Annotated in this window: 13 protein-coding genes; all 13 read right to left on the bottom strand. The window is 69.0% G+C overall.

Annotated features, from left to right (window positions below):
* Positions 1-9 precede the first annotated feature (9 nt).
* The 13 genes from rplB to ACQUFX_RS29950 all read right to left on the bottom strand — a co-directional run bounded on the left by rplB (position 10) and on the right by ACQUFX_RS29950 (position 17,053).
* The gene (gene rplB / locus ACQUFX_RS30010) at positions 10-849 is read right to left on the bottom strand and encodes a 50S ribosomal protein L2 (RefSeq protein WP_067359614.1); all 840 of its coding nucleotides are present in this window, start codon (positions 847-849) and stop codon (positions 10-12) included.
* Positions 850-861: 12 nt separating this feature from the next.
* Positions 862-1,164: a 50S ribosomal protein L23 gene (gene rplW / locus ACQUFX_RS30005; protein ID WP_428963523.1), complete on the bottom strand. Its 303-nt coding sequence runs from the start codon at positions 1,162-1,164 to the stop codon at positions 862-864.
* A complete protein-coding gene (gene rplD, locus ACQUFX_RS30000) occupies positions 1,161-1,811 on the bottom strand; it encodes a 50S ribosomal protein L4 (RefSeq protein ID WP_067359612.1) in 651 nt (216 codons plus the stop codon). The genes rplW and rplD overlap by 4 nt, the downstream gene beginning before the upstream one ends.
* On the bottom strand, positions 1,808-2,473 hold the full coding sequence (gene rplC, locus ACQUFX_RS29995) for a 50S ribosomal protein L3 (RefSeq protein WP_428963522.1): 666 nt from the start codon (positions 2,471-2,473) through the stop codon (positions 1,808-1,810). The genes rplD and rplC overlap by 4 nt, the downstream gene beginning before the upstream one ends.
* Positions 2,474-2,484: 11 nt before the next feature.
* Positions 2,485-2,793, bottom strand: coding sequence for a 30S ribosomal protein S10 (rpsJ, locus tag ACQUFX_RS29990; protein WP_007073037.1), 309 nt, complete (start codon positions 2,791-2,793; stop codon positions 2,485-2,487).
* Positions 2,794-3,143: 350 nt separating this feature from the next.
* The gene (gene tuf, locus ACQUFX_RS29985) at positions 3,144-4,337 is read right to left on the bottom strand and encodes an elongation factor Tu (protein WP_067359610.1); all 1,194 of its coding nucleotides are present in this window, start codon (positions 4,335-4,337) and stop codon (positions 3,144-3,146) included.
* A gap of 223 nt (positions 4,338-4,560) precedes the next feature.
* The gene (fusA, locus tag ACQUFX_RS29980) at positions 4,561-6,657 is read right to left on the bottom strand and encodes an elongation factor G (protein ID WP_067359609.1); all 2,097 of its coding nucleotides are present in this window, start codon (positions 6,655-6,657) and stop codon (positions 4,561-4,563) included.
* A gap of 73 nt (positions 6,658-6,730) precedes the next feature.
* Positions 6,731-7,201: a 30S ribosomal protein S7 gene (gene rpsG, locus ACQUFX_RS29975; RefSeq protein ID WP_067359608.1), complete on the bottom strand. Its 471-nt coding sequence runs from the start codon at positions 7,199-7,201 to the stop codon at positions 6,731-6,733.
* A 1-nt stretch (position 7,202) separates the two neighbouring features.
* Positions 7,203-7,577, bottom strand: a complete 375-nt coding sequence (gene rpsL, locus ACQUFX_RS29970; protein WP_007465318.1) for a 30S ribosomal protein S12 — start codon at positions 7,575-7,577, stop codon at positions 7,203-7,205.
* A 549-nt stretch (positions 7,578-8,126) separates the two neighbouring features.
* Positions 8,127-8,477 carry a hypothetical protein gene (locus ACQUFX_RS29965; RefSeq protein ID WP_428967126.1) on the bottom strand — a complete coding sequence of 117 codons (351 nt, stop codon included), beginning with the start codon at positions 8,475-8,477 and terminating at the stop codon, positions 8,127-8,129.
* A 655-nt stretch (positions 8,478-9,132) separates the two neighbouring features.
* Positions 9,133-9,501, bottom strand: a complete 369-nt coding sequence (locus ACQUFX_RS29960) for a hypothetical protein (protein WP_428963521.1) — start codon at positions 9,499-9,501, stop codon at positions 9,133-9,135.
* 135 nt (positions 9,502-9,636) lie between these two features.
* Positions 9,637-13,524, bottom strand: a complete 3,888-nt coding sequence (locus ACQUFX_RS29955; protein WP_067359606.1) for a DNA-directed RNA polymerase subunit beta' — start codon at positions 13,522-13,524, stop codon at positions 9,637-9,639.
* Positions 13,525-13,612: 88 nt separating this feature from the next.
* Entirely contained in the window at positions 13,613-17,053 is a 3,441-nt protein-coding gene (locus tag ACQUFX_RS29950; RefSeq protein WP_428963520.1) for a DNA-directed RNA polymerase subunit beta, read from the bottom strand.
* Positions 17,054-17,131: the final 78 nt, after the last annotated feature.

The raw sequence follows: 17,131 nt of genomic DNA, 5'->3' as shown, positions 1-17,131 counted from the left end.
CTATCTCCCTCAGCCGCGCTTACGCGTGGCGTAGCGGCGGCGGACGATCAGCCGGTCGCTCGGCTGGCCCTTGCGACGGGTACGGCCCTCGGGCTTACCCTGCGGGTTCACCGGGTGGCGACCACCGGAGGTCTTGCCCTCACCACCACCGTGCGGGTGGTCGACCGGGTTCATGGCGACACCACGGACGGTCGGGCGCTTGCCCTTCCACCGCATCCGGCCGGCCTTGCCCCAGTTGATGTTCGACTGGTCGGCGTTGCCGATCTCGCCGATGCTGGCGCGGCAGCGCACGTCGACCCGCCGGATCTCGCCCGACGGCATCCGCAGGGTCGCGTACGCGCCCTCGCGGCCGAGGAGCTGGATGCCGGCGCCGGCCGAGCGGGCCAGCTTCGCGCCACCGCCGGGCCGCAGCTCCACCGCGTGCACGGTGCTACCGACCGGGATGTTGCGCAGCGCCAGGTTGTTGCCCGGCTTGATGTCCGCGCCCGGACCCGACTCGACGGTGTCGCCCTGCTTCAGGTCCTTCGGCGCGAGGATGTAGCGCTTCTCGCCGTCGGCGTAGTGCAGCAGCGCGATCCGCGCGGTGCGGTTCGGGTCGTACTCGATGTGGGCGACCTTCGCCGGCACGCCGTCCTTGTCGACCCGCTTGAAGTCGATCAGACGGTACTGGCGCTTGTGGCCACCACCCTGGTGCCGCGCGGTGATCCGCCCGTGGACGTTGCGTCCACCCTTCTTCGGCAGCGGAACCAGCAGCGACTTCTCCGGCGTGGACCGGGTGATCTCGGCGAAGTCCGAGACGCTGGAGCCACGACGGCCCGGCGTCGTCGGCTTGTACTTACGGATAGCCATTGTCTACACCCCTCAGCTGACCGGGCCGCCGAAGGCCTCGATACGGTCACCGTCAGCCAGCTTCACCAGCGCCCGCTTGGTGGACTTGCGCTGGCCCCATCCCGTCCGGGTCCGCTTGCGCTTGCCCTCGCGGTTGAGCGTGTTGACCGTCAGGACGCGCACGCCGAAGATCTGCTGGATCGCGATCTTGATCTGGGTCTTGTTGGCGTCCGGGTGCACCAGGAAGGTGTACCAGTTCCGGTTCAGCTCGCTGTAGCTCTTCTCCGAGACGACCGGCGCCACGATGATGTCGCGCGGATCGGCGATGGTGCTCACTTGCCACCCTCCTCGGTGGTCTCGGCGGGAACACCGAGGAACTCGTCCAGGGCGTCCTTCGTGAAGACCACGTCGTCGGCCACCAGCACGTCGTACGTGTTGAGCTGGCCGGCCTCGATCAGGTGCGCCTGCGGCACGTTGCGCAGGGACAGCCAGTTCAGCTCGTCGGCGCTGGTCAGCACCACCAGGACGCGCTTGGCCGTGGTCAGCTTGGCCAGGGTGGCCAGCGCCGCCTTGGTCGACGGCTTGTCGCCCGAGAGGAACGCCTCGACGACGTGCACCTGCCCGGCGCGGGCCCGGTCCGACAGGGCGCCCCGCAGGGCGGCGGCCTTCATCTTCTTCGGGGTCCGCTGGCTGTAGTCGCGCGGCACGGGACCGTGCACCACGCCACCGCCGGCGAACTGCGGCGCGCGGATCGAGCCCTGCCGGGCGCGACCGGTGCCCTTCTGCTTGTAGGGCTTCTTGCCGCCGCCGGCGACCTCGCCCCGGGTCTTGGTCTTGTGCGTACCCTGACGGGCCGCCGCGAGCTGGGCCACCACGACCTGGTGCATCAGCGCGACGTTCGCCTGGACGTCGAAGATGTCGGCCGGCAGCTCGACGGAGCTGCTCTTGCCGCCTTCGACGGTGAGGACGTCAACGGTGGTCACTTGGCCGCACCGCCCTTCTTCGCCTTGGTCTTGGCCGCCGTGCGGACCAGGACCAGCGCGCCCTTCGGGCCGGGAATGGCACCGCGGACGAGCAGGAGGTTGTTCTCGGTGTCGACCGCCTGGACGGTCAGGTTCTGCACGGTGTACCGCACGCCACCCATCCGGCCGGCCATCCGGGTGCCCTTGAAGACCCGACCCGGGGTGGCGCAGGCGCCGATGGAGCCCGGCGAACGGTGCTTGCGCTCGACACCGTGGCTGGCGCGCAGGCCGTGGAAGCCGTGCCGCTTCATCGGGCCGGCGAAGCCCTTGCCCTTGGTGCGGCCGGTCACGTCGATCGAGACCCCGGCCGGGAACTCGTCGACCGTGACCTCCTGGCCGAGCGTGTACTCGGCGGCGTCGGAGGTGCGCAGCTCGACGATGTGCCGGCGCGGCGCCACGTCCGCCTTGGCGTAGTGCCCGGCGACCGGCTTCTTGACCTTGCGCGGGTCGATCGCGCCGTACGCCAGCTGGACCGCGGAGTAGCCGTCCTTGTCGGCGTTACGAACCTGGCTGATGACGCAGGGGCCGGCCTGAACCACGGTCACCGGCACAACACGGTTGTTGTCCCAGACCTGGGTCATGCCGAGCTTCGCGCCCAGGATCCCCTTTACTTGCCTGTCCATTTGTCCGGTCCCTACAGCTTGATCTCGATGTCGACGCCAGCCGGCAGGTCGAGGCGCATGAGCGAGTCGACCGTCTTCGGGGTCGGGTCGATGATGTCGATCAGCCGCTTGTGCGTACGCATCTCGAAGTGCTCGCGCGAGTCCTTGTACTTGTGCGGCGAGCGGATGACGCAGAAACGGTTGATCTCCGTGGGCAGCGGCACCGGGCCCGCGACCTGCGCCCCGGTACGCGTCACCGTCTCGACGATCTTCCGAGCCGAGGAGTCGACGACCTCGTGGTCATAGGCCTTGAGCCGGATGCGGATCTTCTGTCCCGCCATGGTGGCTTCTGTTCCTTCTCTCGATGCCGCTGTGTTGCGGGTGCCCGTACCGGCTGGCACGGACCCTCTTCGCCGACCCCCGCGGTCGGGCGTGTCGCGCCCAGTGGCCAGGCTCCGCCCCGGGACTCCGGAGCGATCATGACCGCGCGTGGGTCAAGGCGCCGATCGCACTACCGCGACCTGAACGCCGTGCGAGGGTGGTGGCGACATGGTCGCCACCACCCTACGCCCGACTGTCCCTCCGCCCGGCGATTCGCCACAAAATGACGAACTCAGACGGTGAACCGTCGTTACGCAACCTGACTAGTATGCCGCACAGCCGGCGGCAACGCTAATCGGGGTTACCTAGCTCACTTGATGATCTTGGTGACGAACCCGGCGCCGACGGTGCGGCCACCCTCGCGGATCGCGAACTTGAGGTTGTCCTCCATGGCGATGGGCTGGATCAGCTTCACCGACATCGAGGTGTTGTCACCCGGCATGACCATCTCGGTGCCCTCGGGGAGGGTGACGACACCGGTGACGTCCGTGGTCCGGAAGTAGAACTGCGGCCGGTAGTTCTGGAAGAACGGGGTGTGCCGGCCACCCTCCTCCTTGGAGAGGATGTAGACGGTCGCCTCGAACTCGGTGTGCGGGGTCGTGGTGCCCGGCTTGATGACCACCATGCCGCGCTCGACGTCCTCGCGCTTGGTGCCCCGGAGCAGCAGACCGACGTTCTCGCCTGCGCGGGCGTCGTCCAGGGTCTTCCGGAACATCTCGATCGCGGTGACCTTGGTCTTGAAGCCCTTCTCGCGGATGCCGACGACCTCGACGTCCTCGTTCGGGAGCAGCACGCCACGCTCGACGCGACCGGTGACCACGGTGCCCCGACCGGTGATGGTGAAGACGTCCTCGACGGGCATGAGGAACGGCTTCTCGGTCTCGCGCTCCGGCTGCGGGATCGCGGTGTCGACCGCGCTCATCAGCTCGAGCAGCTTCTCGGTCCAGACCGGGTCGCCCTCGAGCGCCTTCAGCGCGGAGACCTTGACGACCGGCAGGTCGTCACCCGGGTACTCCTGGGCCGAGAGCAGCTCACGGACCTCAAGCTCGACGAGCTCCAGGAGCTCCTCGTCGTCGACCATGTCGCTCTTGTTGAGCGCCACGACGATGTACGGCACACCGACCTGACGGGCCAGCAGCACGTGCTCGCGGGTCTGCGGCATCGGGCCGTCGGTCGCCGCCACCACCAGGATCGCGCCGTCCATCTGCGCGGCACCGGTGATCATGTTCTTGATGTAGTCGGCGTGCCCGGGGCAGTCGACGTGCGCGTAGTGCCGCGCCTCGGTCTGGTACTCGACGTGCGCGATCGAGATCGTGATACCGCGGGCCTTCTCCTCCGGCGCCTTGTCGATCTCGTCGAACGGCGTGTACGGGTTGAGGTCCGGGTACTGGTCGTGCAGGACCTTGGTGATGGCCGCCGTCAGCGTCGTCTTACCGTGGTCGATGTGACCAATGGTGCCGATGTTGACGTGCGGCTTAGTCCGCTCGAACTTCGCCTTCGCCACTGGTGTCCTCCTGTGGACTTTCTTGGTTCGTACGCCCGGCACGCCGTTTGGCGCTCAGGACTCTGTCGACAGCCTTTCCGACCGTGACGGCCGGAGAGCCTTGGTGGGTTCTGCGGCGATGAAGCCTACAGGCCCGGTCTCACGCAATTCGACCGCGGTGGTCGCGGACGCAGGTCTGGGCCCACGACCACCGACGGCTCATCAGATCATGCCCCGGTGAGCGTCACTCACCCGTGGCCTTGGCGATGATCTCCTTCGCGACGCCCTGCGGGACCTCGGCGTAGGAGTCGAACTGCATGCTGTAGCTAGCCCGGCCCTGGGTCTTCGACCGCAGGTCGCCGACGTAGCCGAACATCTCCGACAACGGCACCAGGGCCCGGACGACGCGGGCGCCGCTGCGCTCCTCCATCGCCTGGATGATGCCACGGCGGGAGTTGAGGTCGCCGATGACGTCACCCATGTTCTCCTCGGGAGTGGTGACCTCAACAGCCATCATCGGCTCGAGCAGCGCGGGGTCGGCCTTGCGGGCCGCCTCCTTCATCGCCATCGAGCCGGCGATCTTGAACGCCATCTCGGACGAGTCGACCTCGTGGTACTGACCGTCGACCAGCGTCAGCTTGACGCCGACCAGCGGGAAGCCGGCCAGGATGCCGTACTGCATGGCGTCCTGGGCGCCCGCGTCCACCGAGGGGATGAACTCCCGGGGGATGCGGCCACCGGTGACGGCGTTCGCGAACTCGTAGGTCGGGGCGTCGTTGCCCAGCGGCAGCGGCTCCAGGCTGATGATGACCCGGGCGTACTGGCCGGAACCACCGGTCTGCTTCTTGTGGGTGTACTCGACCTTCTCCACCTTGCGGCGGATGGTCTCGCGGTACGCCACCTGCGGCTTACCGATGTTCGCCTCGACGTTGAACTCGCGGCGCATCCGGTCGACCAGGATGTCCAGGTGCAGCTCGCCCATGCCGGAGATGACCGTCTGACCGGTCTGGTCGTCCAGCTTGACGCGGAAGGTCGGGTCCTCCTCGGCCAGCCGCTGGATGGCGGTGCTGAGCTTCTCCTGGTCGGCCTTGGTCTTCGGCTCGATGGCCACCTCGATGACCGGCTCGGGGAAGGTCATCGACTCCAGGATGACCGGGTTCGCCGGGTCGCAGAGGGTGTCACCGGTGGTGGTCTGCTTCAGACCCTGCACCGCGATGATGTCGCCAGCCTTGGCGGAGCTGCGCTCCTCCCGCTTGTTGGCGTGCATCTGGTAGATCTTGCCGATCCGCTCCTTGCGGTCCTTGGTGGAGTTGACCACCTGGGACCCGGACTCGACCACGCCGGAGTAGACCCGGACGTAGGTGAGCTTGCCGAGGTGCTTGTCGGTCTGGATCTTGAAGGCCAGGCCGGAGAAGGGCTCGGAGGTCGACGGCTTGCGCTGCATCGGGGTCTCGCCGTCGGTGGCGGTACCCTCGATCGCCGGGATGTCCAGCGGCGACGGCAGGTAGTCGATGACGGCGTCGAGCATGGGCTGCACGCCCTTGTTCTTGAACGCCGAGCCGCAGAGCACCGGGTTGGCCTTGCTGGCGATGGTGGCCCGCCGGATGGCGGCCTTGATCTCCTCGGTGGAGATCTCCTCGCCCTCCAGGTACTTCTCCATGACCGCGTCGTCGACGTCGGCCAGGGTCTCCATCAGCTTCTCGCGCCACTCGGCCGCGGAGTCGGCCAGGTCGGCCGGGATCTCCTCGATCGCGTAGTCCTCACCCTTCTGGGTCTCGCCACGCCAGGTGAGGGCGCGCATGTTGACCAGGTCGACGACGCCGATGTGGTCGCCCTCGAGCCCGATCGGGATCTGGAGCACCAGCGGGGTGGCGTTGAGCCGGTCGATCATCATCTGCACGCAGCGGAAGAAGTCGGCGCCGGTCCGGTCGAGCTTGTTGACGAAGCACATCCGGGGGACGTCGTACTTGTCGGCCTGGCGCCAGACGTTCTCCGTCTGGGGCTCCACGCCGGCGACACCGTCGTAGACGGCGACCGCCCCGTCCAGGACCCGCAGCGACCGCTCGACCTCGACCGTGAAGTCAACGTGGCCGGGCGTGTCGATGATCTGGATCGTGTGGCCCTTCCACTCACACTTGGTGGCGGCGGAGGTGATGGTGATCCCCCGCTCCTGCTCCTGCTCCATCCAGTCCATGACGGCGGCGCCCTCGTGGACCTCACCGATCTTGTACGTGATGCCGGTGTAGAAGAGGATCCGCTCAGTGGTCGTGGTCTTACCGGCATCGATGTGCGCCATGATGCCGATGTTGCGTACGTTGGCGAGCGCGTCTGCGGCGGCCACTTCATTCCCTACTTATCGTCGTCCCGACAAACTGGCTGCGGTTCCGGCGCCTGACGGCGCCGGAACCCAGGTGTTACCAGCGGTAGTGCGCGAAGGCCTTGTTGGACTCGGCCATCTTGTGGGTGTCCTCGCGCCGCTTGACGGCGGCACCCAGACCGTTGCTGGCGTCCAGCAGCTCGTTCATCAGCCGCTCGACCATCGTCTTCTCCCGGCGGGCCCGGCTGTAGCTGACCAGCCAGCGCAGCCCGAGGGTGGTCGCCCGGGCCGGACGGACCTCGACCGGCACCTGGTAGGTGGCGCCACCGACCCGGCGGCTGCGCACCTCGAGGGTCGGCTTGACGTTGTCCATCGCACGCTTCAGCGTGACGACCGGGTCGGTGCCGGACTTCTCGCGGCAGCCCTCCAGGGCCGCGTACACGATGCGCTCGGCGAGCTGGCGCTTGCCGCGCAGCAGGATCTTGTTCACCAGCTGGGTGACCAGCGGCGAGTTGTACACCGGGTCAGCGACCAGCGGCTTCCGCGGAGCGGGTCCCTTACGCGGCATGTCAGCTCTTCTCCTTCTTCGCGCCGTAGCGGCTGCGCGCCTGCTTGCGGTTACGGACACCCTGGGTGTCCAGCGAACCGCGGACGATCTTGTACCGCACACCGGGCAGGTCCTTCACCCGGCCGCCGCGAACGAGCACGATCGAGTGCTCCTGCAGGTTGTGACCCACGCCCGGGATGTAGGCGGTCACCTCGATCTGGCTGCTGAGCTTGACACGAGCGACCTTGCGGAGCGCCGAGTTCGGCTTCTTCGGGGTCGTGGTGTACACACGGGTGCACACGCCGCGCCGCTGCGGGCTGCCCTTCAGCGCGGGCGTCTTGGTCTTGGTCGTCTTGGCCTGGCGGCCCTTACGGACCAGTTGCTGAATGGTGGGCACCGGGTTTCTCCGCTCCCTTCGGCCGCGTCGCGGCCGCGCCGTCTGCTCGTTAGCCGCCCTGGTGGACAGCTCTCCTACCTTCCGGCCAGGGCCACCTCTCGGTAGCCCCGGCACCCGCGGTCGGGCGTGTCGCCCGGCTCACGGTCCCGGTGCCGACGCTCGCACGCGCACCGGATGGTGTCGGCCACGCGGATCGCCCGCCGGCCGGGTATGTGCCGTTGTCGTGTCGCCGCGCGATTCGCCGGTCGGAACCGGGTCCAGCGCACACACGAGTTGCCCGGGCATGCCCGGGCACGAGGGGAAAGAGTACCTACCACAGGCGCACAGGTCAAAACGGAACCGGCCCCGGCACCGCCCACCCGGCTATCGGTGGTACGGCCGCCGGTCGATCTCGGTCGCCGGTCGATCGTCGTCCCCGCCCACCCGCGATGGGCACCTACACCGTCAAGTGTAGCCGCTTGCACCGCTGCCGGCTCAGCGCCCCCGCGAGGAGCCCCGGCCTGGCCAGCGCCCCCCGGCGGCCGGCCGGGGGCCGCCGGGACCGGCCGGTCAGGCGTACGTCACGAGCAGCCCCACCGCCAGGCCGAGCAGGTTGAGCACCACGCCGGCCGCACCACAACTGATCCCGGCAAGCGCGAGGCCGCGCCCGGCGAAGTGCACCGCGGGTGGTGCCGGCGGCCGGCGGATCTGGCGCAGGCCGAGCAGCCCGGCCACCACCGCGCCGGCCCCCACCAGGACACCCAGCAGCGCGAACGCGCCGGCCGCCCAGGCGCCCCCCACCGAGTTCGCGGCGGCGCCGAGACAGCCGACCAGCAGCGCCACCAGGATCGCGGCGATCCCGGCCACCAGCGATCCCACCGCCAGCCCGGAGGTGACCGGCGGCACGGCCAGGTGCACCACACCGAACGGCGTACCCGGTACCGGGTCGACCCGCTTCGGCCGGGTGACCGCGTCCGCCGGCGGGGGCGGTGGCGACCCGGCCCCGCCGTGCCCCGCCGACCAGCCCGCCTGCGGCGGCGTGGGCCACCGGTCCACGGGCGGCGGGGACGACGGGTACGGCACCGGACCGGGCTGTCCGGCCGACCCGGCCGCCGGAGCGGCGGACGACGGCCCGGAGCCGACCGCAGGCGGCTGCCCGGCCGGCCGGTCCGCGTCGCCGGCCGCCGGACCCGGCTGGGCCGCCGGACCCGGCTGGGCCGCCGGACCCGGCGCAACCGCCCCCGGGGCCGGCGGACCCGACGGGACCGGTCCCGCGACCGGGGCCCCCGGCTGGAACGTCCCCGGGGCGGGCGGACCCGACGGGGCCGCAGCGGTGCCGGGCGGGGCCGGCTGCGCCGGGGTGGGTGCCGGGCGGGCCCACTCGCTCACCTCGGCCGAGGGCCCGTCGGTCGGGCCGGCGGGCTGCCGCCACGGCTCGGCTCCGGACGGCCACGCCGGTTCCGTCACGCGGTCCTCCTGTCGGAAAGTACGGCCGCCGCCGGGCGACGGTCACCGGTCAGGCTACCGCCGCGAGCGCCGCCGCCCCGTCCCGGCGGACGGCCCGTCACCCGGGTGGTCAGTCCATGTTCGGCGCGAAGTCGTGCCCGGTCGGTGCCTCGGCCAGGTGCACCACCCCGAAGATCACCGCCGCCACCACGCTCGCCGCGACCAGCACCAGCCCCGTCCAGGCCAGCCGCTCGCCCCGCCGCAGCCAGGCCGCGCCGGTCAGGAACCCCCCGGAGGCGTACGCCTCGCGCCGGGCCTGGCGGGCCAGGGCCAGCGCCACCGTCGCCGGGACCACACCCCCGACGAACGGGCCGGTGAGGAGCCCGATCAGCCCCAGCGCGAAGACCGCCCGCGCCTTGGTCGAGCGGACGGGCTCGGGGTCGAGCGGGTGACGCGGCGGCTGGTGCCCGACGGACACCTGCCCGGGTGCGGTCGTCATGCTCCCCATCATGCCCCGCCCGCTCCCCCGCCACGTCCGGGTGGCCCGGCCGGGCCACCGGAGCGGACCCACGAGCCGGCCGGGAAACGGCGAGGCCCCCGGCGGATGCCGGGGGCCTCGTCACGCGTCAGCCGATCAGCGGTACGACCCGAAGTCGAAGTCGTCCAGCGGCACTGCCTGCCCGCTGGCCGGCCCGAAGCCGTAGTCGGTCTCCGGGTACCCGGTCATCGAGTAGACCTTGGCCTTCGCCTCCTCGGTCGGCTCGACCCGGACGTTGCGGTACTTGCTGATGCCCGTACCGGCCGGGATGAGCTTACCGATGATCACGTTCTCCTTGAGGCCGATCAGCGAGTCGCTGCGGGCGTGGATCGCCGCGTCCGTCAGCACCCGGGTGGTCTCCTGGAAGGAGGCCGCCGACAGCCAGGAGTCGGTGGCCAGCGAGGCCTTGGTGATACCCATCAGCACCGGACGACCGGCGGCGGGCTCCCCGCCCTCCCCGACGAGCCGGCGGTTCTCCGACTCGAACAGGGCCCGGTCGACCAGCACACCCGGCAGGAACTCGGTCGAGCCGGAGTCGATGACCGTCACCCGCTTGAGCATCTGGCGGATGATGATCTCGATGTGCTTGTCGTGGATGAGCACACCCTGCGAGCGGTAGACCTCCTGGACCTCCTGGGTCAGGTGGACCTGGACCGCGCGCGGGCCGAGGATGCGCAGCAGCTCGTGCGGGTCGATGGTGCCCTCGGTGAGCTTCTCGCCGACCTCGACGTGGTCCCCGTCGTGGGTCCGCAGCCGGACCCGCTTGGAGATCTTGTCGTAGACGATCTCGTCGCTGCCGTCGTCCGGCACCACGATGATCTTCCGGGACCGCTCGGCGTCCTCGATCCGGACCCGACCCGGGGTGTCGGCGATGGGCGCCTTGCCCTTCGGGATCCGGGCCTCGAAGATCTCCTGCACACGCGGCAGACCCTGGGTGATGTCCTCACCCGCGACACCACCGGTGTGGAAGGTACGCATCGTGAGCTGGGTACCCGGCTCACCGATCGACTGGGCGGCGATGATGCCGACCGCCTCGCCGACGTCCACGGTCTTGCCGGTCGGCAGCGACCGGCCGTAGCAGGCACCACAGACCCCGAGCTTCGACTCGCAGGTGAGCACGCTGCGGACCCGGATCGTCTCCGCCCCGGCGCCCACGATCGCGTCCACCAGGATCGAGTTGATGTCCATGCCCCGCTCGGCGACGACGGTGCCGTCCGGCCCCTTGATGTCGTCGGCCAGGGTACGGGCGTGCACGCTGGTCTCGGCGTGCTCGTGCACCACCAGCTTGCCGTCAAGACGCTGACCCACCTGCATCGGGATCGCCCGGTCGGTGCCGCAGTCCTCCTCGCGGATGATGACGTCCTGCGACACGTCCACCAGACGCCGGGTCAGGTAACCCGAGTCGGCGGTCCGCAGCGCGGTGTCCGCGAGACCCTTACGGGCGCCGTGCGTGGAGATGAAGTACTCCAGGACGGACAGACCCTCCCGGTACGACGCCTTGATCGGACGCGGGATGATCTCACCCTTGGGGTTGGCCACCAGACCACGGATCGCGGCGATCTGCCGGAGCTGGAGCAGGTTACCGCGGGCACCCGAGTTGATCATCTTCCACAGCGGGTTCTCCTGCGGCAGCGCGGTGTCCATCTCCTTGGCGACCTCGTTGGTCGCCTTGGTCCAGATCTCGATGAGCTCGCCGCGACGCTCCTCGGCGGTCATCAGACCACGCTGGTACTGCTTGTCGATCCGGTCGGCCTCCTTCTCGTACCGCTCCAGGATCTCCCGCTTGCGCGGCGGAGCGATGACGTCCTCCATACCGATGGTGACGCCGGACCAGGTGGCCCAGTGGAAGCCGGCCTCCTTGAGGCCGTCCAGGGTGGCCGCCAGGGCCACCTTCGGGAAACGCTCGGCGAGGTCGTTGACGATCGCGGAGAGCTGACCCTTGCGGATCTCGTAGTTCACGAAGCGGTAGCCCTGCGGCAGCGTCTCGTTGAACAGCACCCGGCCCAGGGTGGTCTCGACGGTGAGCGGCTCACCCTCGACCCACTCCTCCGGCGCGACCCACGGCTCGGCGCCGGCGCCGTTGTCGACCCCGACCAGCCCGCGCAGGCGGATCCGCACCGGTGCCTGGAGGTGCAGTTCGCCGTTGTCGAACGCCATCCGGGCCTCGGCGTCCGAGCTGAACGCCCGGCCCTCGCCCCGCTCGCCCTCGGTGCGGTGGGTGAGGTGGTACAGGCCGATGACCATGTCCTGGGTGGGCATGGTGACCGGCTTGCCGTCGGCCGGCTTGAGGATGTTGTTCGACGACAGCATCAGGATCCGCGCCTCGGCCTGGGCCTCGGCCGACAGCGGCACGTGCACCGCCATCTGGTCACCGTCGAAGTCGGCGTTGAACGCGGTGCAGACCAGCGGGTGGATCTGGATCGCCTTGCCCTCGACGAGCTGCGGCTCGAAGGCCTGGATGCCCAGCCGGTGCAGGGTGGGCGCCCGGTTCAGCAGGACCGGGTGCTCGCCGATGACCTCTTCCAGCACGTCCCACACGACCGGCCGCTGCCGCTCGACCATCCGCTTGGCGGACTTGATGTTCTGGGCGTGGTTGAGGTCCACCAGCCGCTTCATCACGAACGGCTTGAACAGCTCCAGCGCCATCTGCTTGGGCAGACCGCACTGGTGCAGCTTCAGCTTCGGGCCGACCACGATGACCGACCGGCCGGAGTAGTCGACGCGCTTGCCGAGCAGGTTCTGCCGGAACCGGCCCTGCTTGCCCTTGAGCATGTCGGAGAGCGACTTCAGCGGCCGGTTACCGGGACCGGTGACCGGGCGACCCCGACGGCCGTTGTCGAACAGCGCGTCGACGGCCTCCTGGAGCATCCGCTTCTCGTTGTTGACGATGATCTCGGGAGCCCCGAGGTCGATCAGCCGCTTGAGCCGGTTGTTCCGGTTGATCACCCGGCGGTACAGGTCGTTCAGGTCGGAGGTGGCGAACCGGCCACCGTCGAGCTGCACCATCGGCCGCAGGTCCGGCGGGATGACCGGGACGCAGTCCAGCACCATGCCGAGCGGCGAGTTGCGGGTGTTCAGGAACGCCGCGACGACCTTGAGCCGCTTGAGCGCGCGGATCTTCCGCTGCCCCTTGCCGGTCCGGATGGTCTCCCGCAGGTTCTCCGCCTCGGCGTCCAGGTCCATGTTCTGGACCAGCGCCTTGATCGCCTCGGCACCCATCCCGCCGGTGAAGTACTCGCCGAACCGGTCGCGCAGCTCCCGGTAGAGCAGTTCGTCGGTGACGAGCTGCTTGGAGTCCAGCTTGCGGAAGGTGTCCAGCACCTCGTCGAGACGGTCGATCTCGCGCTGGGCCCGGTCGCGGATCTGGCGCATCTCGCGCTCTCCGCCCTCCTTGACCTTGCGCCGCACGTCCGCCTTGGCACCCTCGGCCTCCAGCTCGGCCAGGTCGGCCTCGAGCTTGGCGGCCCGCTTCTCGATCTCCGAGTCGCGGCTGTTCTCCGACTGGCGCTTCTCGGCGAGGATCTCGTTCTCGATCGTCGAGAGGTCACGGTGACGCGCCTCGGCGTCCACGCTCGTCACGACGTACGAGGCGAAGTAGATGATCTTTTCGAGGTCCTTGGGGGCCAGGTCGAGCAGGTAGCCGAGCCGGCTCGGGACGCCCTTGAAGTACCAGATGTGAGTGACCGGAGCCGCGAGCTCGATGTGCCCCATCCGCTCCCGGCGGACCTTGGACCGGGTCACCTCGACGCCACAGCGCTCACAGATGATGCCCTTGAACCGGACCCGCTTGTACTTGCCGCAGTAGCACTCCCAGTCCCGCTGCGGACCGAAGATCTTCTCGCAGAAGAGCCCGTCCTTTTCCGGCTTGAGGGTGCGGTAGTTGATCGTCTCAGGCTTCTTGACCTCGCCGTGCGACCACTGACGGATGTCGTCGGCGGTGGCGAGCCCGATCCGGAGCTCGTCGAAGAAGTTGACGTCGAGCACTTGGTTATCCCTCACATCAAGTCAGCTCGGTTGAGTGGTTCGGCGGAGCGGGTGCGGCGACGGGGAACCACCGCCGCACCCGGCCCGATCAGACTTCGTCGACGCTGCTCACACCCTCGTTGGGGCGGCGGGAGAGGTCGATGCCGAGCTCCTCCGCCGCCCGGAACACCTCGTCGTCGGTCTCGCGCATCTCCAGGGCGACACCGTCGCTGGAGAGCACTTCGACGTTGAGGCAGAGCGACTGGAGCTCCTTGAGCAGCACCTTGAACGACTCCGGGATGCCCGGCTCCGGAATGTTCTCGCCCTTGACGATGGCCTCGTAGACCTTCACCCGGCCGAGGACGTCGTCGGACTTGATGGTGAGCAGTTCCTGCAGCGCGTACGCGGCACCGTACGCCTGCATGGCCCAGCACTCCATCTCACCGAAGCGCTGGCCACCGAACTGCGCCTTACCACCCAGCGGCTGCTGCGTGATCATCGAGTACGGACCGGTCGACCGGGCGTGGATCTTGTCGTCGACCAGGTGGTTGAGCTTCAGGATGTAGATGTAACCGACCGCGATCGGGTCCGGCAGCGGCTCGCCGGAGCGACCGTCGAAGAGCCGGGCCTTACCGCTGGAGCCGATGAGCTGCTTGCCGTCCCGGTTGGGCAGGGTCGAGGCGAGCAGGCCGGAGATCTCCTCCTCGCGGGCACCGTCGAAGACCGGCGTGGCCACGTTGGTGTCCGGCTCGGACTCGTGCGCGTCGATCGAGCGGAGCTGGCGCTTCCACTCCGCGTCGTCGCCGTCCACGCTCCAGCCGGTCTTGGCCACCCACCCGAGGTGGGTCTCCAGGACCTGGCCGATGTTCATCCGGGAGGGCACACCGAGCGGGTTCAGCACGATGTCGACCGGGGTGCCGTCCTCCAGGAACGGCATGTCCTCGACCGGCAGGATCTTGGAGATGACGCCCTTGTTGCCGTGCCGGCCGGCGAGCTTGTCGCCGTCCTGGATCTTCCGCTTCTGGGCGACGTAGACCCGGACCAGCTCGTTGACGCCCGGCGGCAGCTCGTCGCCGTCCTCGCGGGAGAAGGTCCGCACGCCGATGACCGTGCCGGTCTCACCGTGCGGCACCTTCAGCGAGGTGTCCCGGACCTCACGCGCCTTCTCACCGAAGATCGCGCGGAGCAGCCGCTCCTCCGGGGTCAGCTCGGTCTCGCCCTTCGGGGTGACCTTGCCGACCAGGATGTCGCCGGGGACGACCTCGGCGCCGATCCGGATGATGCCGCGCTCGTCGAGGTCGGCGAGCATCTCCTCGCTGACGTTCGGGATGTCGCGGGTGATCTCCTCCGGGCCGAGCTTGGTGTCCCGGGCGTCGACCTCGTGCTCCTCGATGTGGATCGAGGTGAGCACGTCCTGCTGCACGAGGCGCTGCGACAGGATGATCGCGTCCTCGTAGTTGTGGCCCTCCCAGGTCATGAACGCCACGAGCAGGTTGCGCCCGAGCGCCATCTCGCCGTCGTCGGTGCACGGACCGTCGGCGATGACCTGGCCGGCCTCGACCCGGTCGCCCTCGAAGACCACCGGCTTCTGGTTGACGCAGGAGCCGGCGTTGGAGCGGCGGAACTTGTGCAGCAGGTACGTCCGGCGGTGGCCGTCGTCCTGGTGGATGGTGATGTAGTCGGCGCAGAGGTCCTCGATCACCCCACCGACCTCGGCGACCACCACGTCACCGGCGTCGACCGCGGCACGGTACTCCATGCCCGTACCGACCAGCGGCGACTCGGCCTTGACCAGCGGCACCGCCTGGCGCTGCATGTTCGCGCCCATCAGGGCGCGGTTGGCGTCGTCGTGCTCCAGGAACGGGATCATCGCGGTGGCGACCGAGGTCATCTGCCGCGGCGACACGTCCATGTAGTCCACCGCGCCCGGCGCGACGTCCTCGGTCTCGCCGCCCTTCCGGCGGACCAGGACCCGGTCCTCGGCGAACGTGCCGTCGGCCCGCAGCGGGGCGTTGGCCTGCGCCTTGACGAACCGGTCCTCCTCGTCCGCGGTCAGGTAGTCGATCTGGTCGGTGACCCGACCGTCGACGACCTTCCGGTACGGCGTCTCGATGAAGCCGAACGGGTTGACCCGGGCGAAGGTGGAGAGCGCGCCGATCAGACCGATGTTCGGGCCTTCCGGCGTCTCGATCGGGCACATCCGGCCGTAGTGGGACGGGTGCACGTCACGGACCTCGAAGCCGGCCCGCTCCCGGGACAGACCACCCGGGCCGAGCGCGCTCAGCCGGCGCCGGTGGGTCAGGCCCGCCAGCGGGTTGGTTTGGTCCATGAACTGGGAGAGCTGCGAGGTGCCGAAGAACTCCCGGATCGCCGCCACCACCGGGCGGATGTTGATCAGGGTCTGCGGCGTGATCGCCTCGACGTCCTGGGTGGTCATCCGCTCGCGGACGACCCGCTCCATCCGGGAGAGGCCGACCCGGACCTGGTTCTGGATCAGCTCGCCCACGGTCCGCAGGCGCCGGTTGCCGAAGTGGTCGATGTCGTCGGCCTCGTAGCCGTCCTCACCGGCGTGCAGCCGGCAGAGGTACTCCACGGTGGCGACGATGTCGTCCTCGGTCAGGGTGCCGGTGGTGATCGGCACGCCCACTTCGAGCTTCTTGTTGAACTTGTACCGACCGACCTTGGCGACGTCGTACCGCTTCGGGTTGAAGAAGAGGTTGTCGAGCAGGGTCTGGGCGTTCTCGCGGGTCGGCGGCTCGCCGGGGCGCAGCTTGCGGTAGATGTCCAGCAGCGCCTCGTCCTGCCCGGCGATGTGGTCCTTCTCGAGCGTGGTCATCATCAGCTCGGACCAGCCGAACTTCTCGCGGATCTGCTCCGCCGACCACCCGATGGCCTTGAGCAGCACGGTGACGGCCTGGCGCCGCTTGCGGTCGATCCGGACGCCGACGGTGTCGCGCTTGTCGATGTCGAACTCCAGCCAGGCACCCCGGCTCGGGATGACCTTGACGCTGGAGAGGTCGCGGTCGGAGGTCTTGTCCGGCTCCTTGGAGAAGTACACGCCCGGGGAGCGGACGAGCTGGCTGACCACGACCCGCTCGGTGCCGTTGATGATGAAGGTGCCCTTCGGCGTCATCATCGGGAAGTCACCCATGAACACCGTCTGGCTCTTGATCTCGCCGGTGGTGTTGTTGGTGAACTCCGCCGTCACGAAGAGCGGAGCGCAGTAGGTCAGATCCTTCTCCTTGCACTCCTCGATCGAGGCCTTCACCTCGTCGAAGCGCGGCGCCGAGAAGGAGAGCGACATGGTGCCGGAGAAGTCCTCAATGGGACTGATCTCGTCGAGGATCTCCGCGAGACCAGAACGTGCGTGCGGGTCGTCCGCCGACCGGCCCTGCCAAGCCTCGTTACCGACCAGCCAGTCGAAGGACTCGTTCTGGATGGCGAGGAGGTTGGGGACCTCGAGGTGTTCGGTGATCCTGCCGAAAGAGACTCGGCGGGGCGCGAAAGCGCTCGACGTACGACTGGTCTTCGCAGGGCGGGAAGCTGCCAAGATGCGTCCTTCCGAGGACCGGTGCTGCAGAACGGCTGGTACGCGTGCACTCCAATGGCCCCGTCAGAATTATCCATA

The organism is Micromonospora fluostatini, from assembly GCF_050410825.1.
In the GTDB taxonomy this organism is placed as follows: Bacteria; Actinomycetota; Actinomycetes; order Mycobacteriales; family Micromonosporaceae; genus Micromonospora; species Micromonospora rosaria.
The sequence above is the reverse complement of the archived record's forward strand: the minus strand, read 5'-3'. Positions and strand labels throughout refer to the sequence as shown.

Excerpts from the sequence above, each read along its gene's own strand:
- rplB (WP_067359614.1), bottom strand. The coding sequence starts at position 849 with ATGGCTATCCGTAAGTACAAGCCGACGACGCCGGGCCGTCGTGGCTCC.
- rplC (WP_428963522.1), bottom strand. The coding sequence starts at position 2,473 with ATGGACAGGCAAGTAAAGGGGATCCTGGGCGCGAAGCTCGGCATGACC.
- rpsJ (WP_007073037.1), bottom strand. The coding sequence starts at position 2,793 with ATGGCGGGACAGAAGATCCGCATCCGGCTCAAGGCCTATGACCACGAG.
- rpsG (WP_067359608.1), bottom strand. The coding sequence starts at position 7,201 with ATGCCGCGTAAGGGACCCGCTCCGCGGAAGCCGCTGGTCGCTGACCCG.
- ACQUFX_RS29960 (WP_428963521.1), bottom strand. The coding sequence starts at position 9,501 with ATGACGACCGCACCCGGGCAGGTGTCCGTCGGGCACCAGCCGCCGCGT.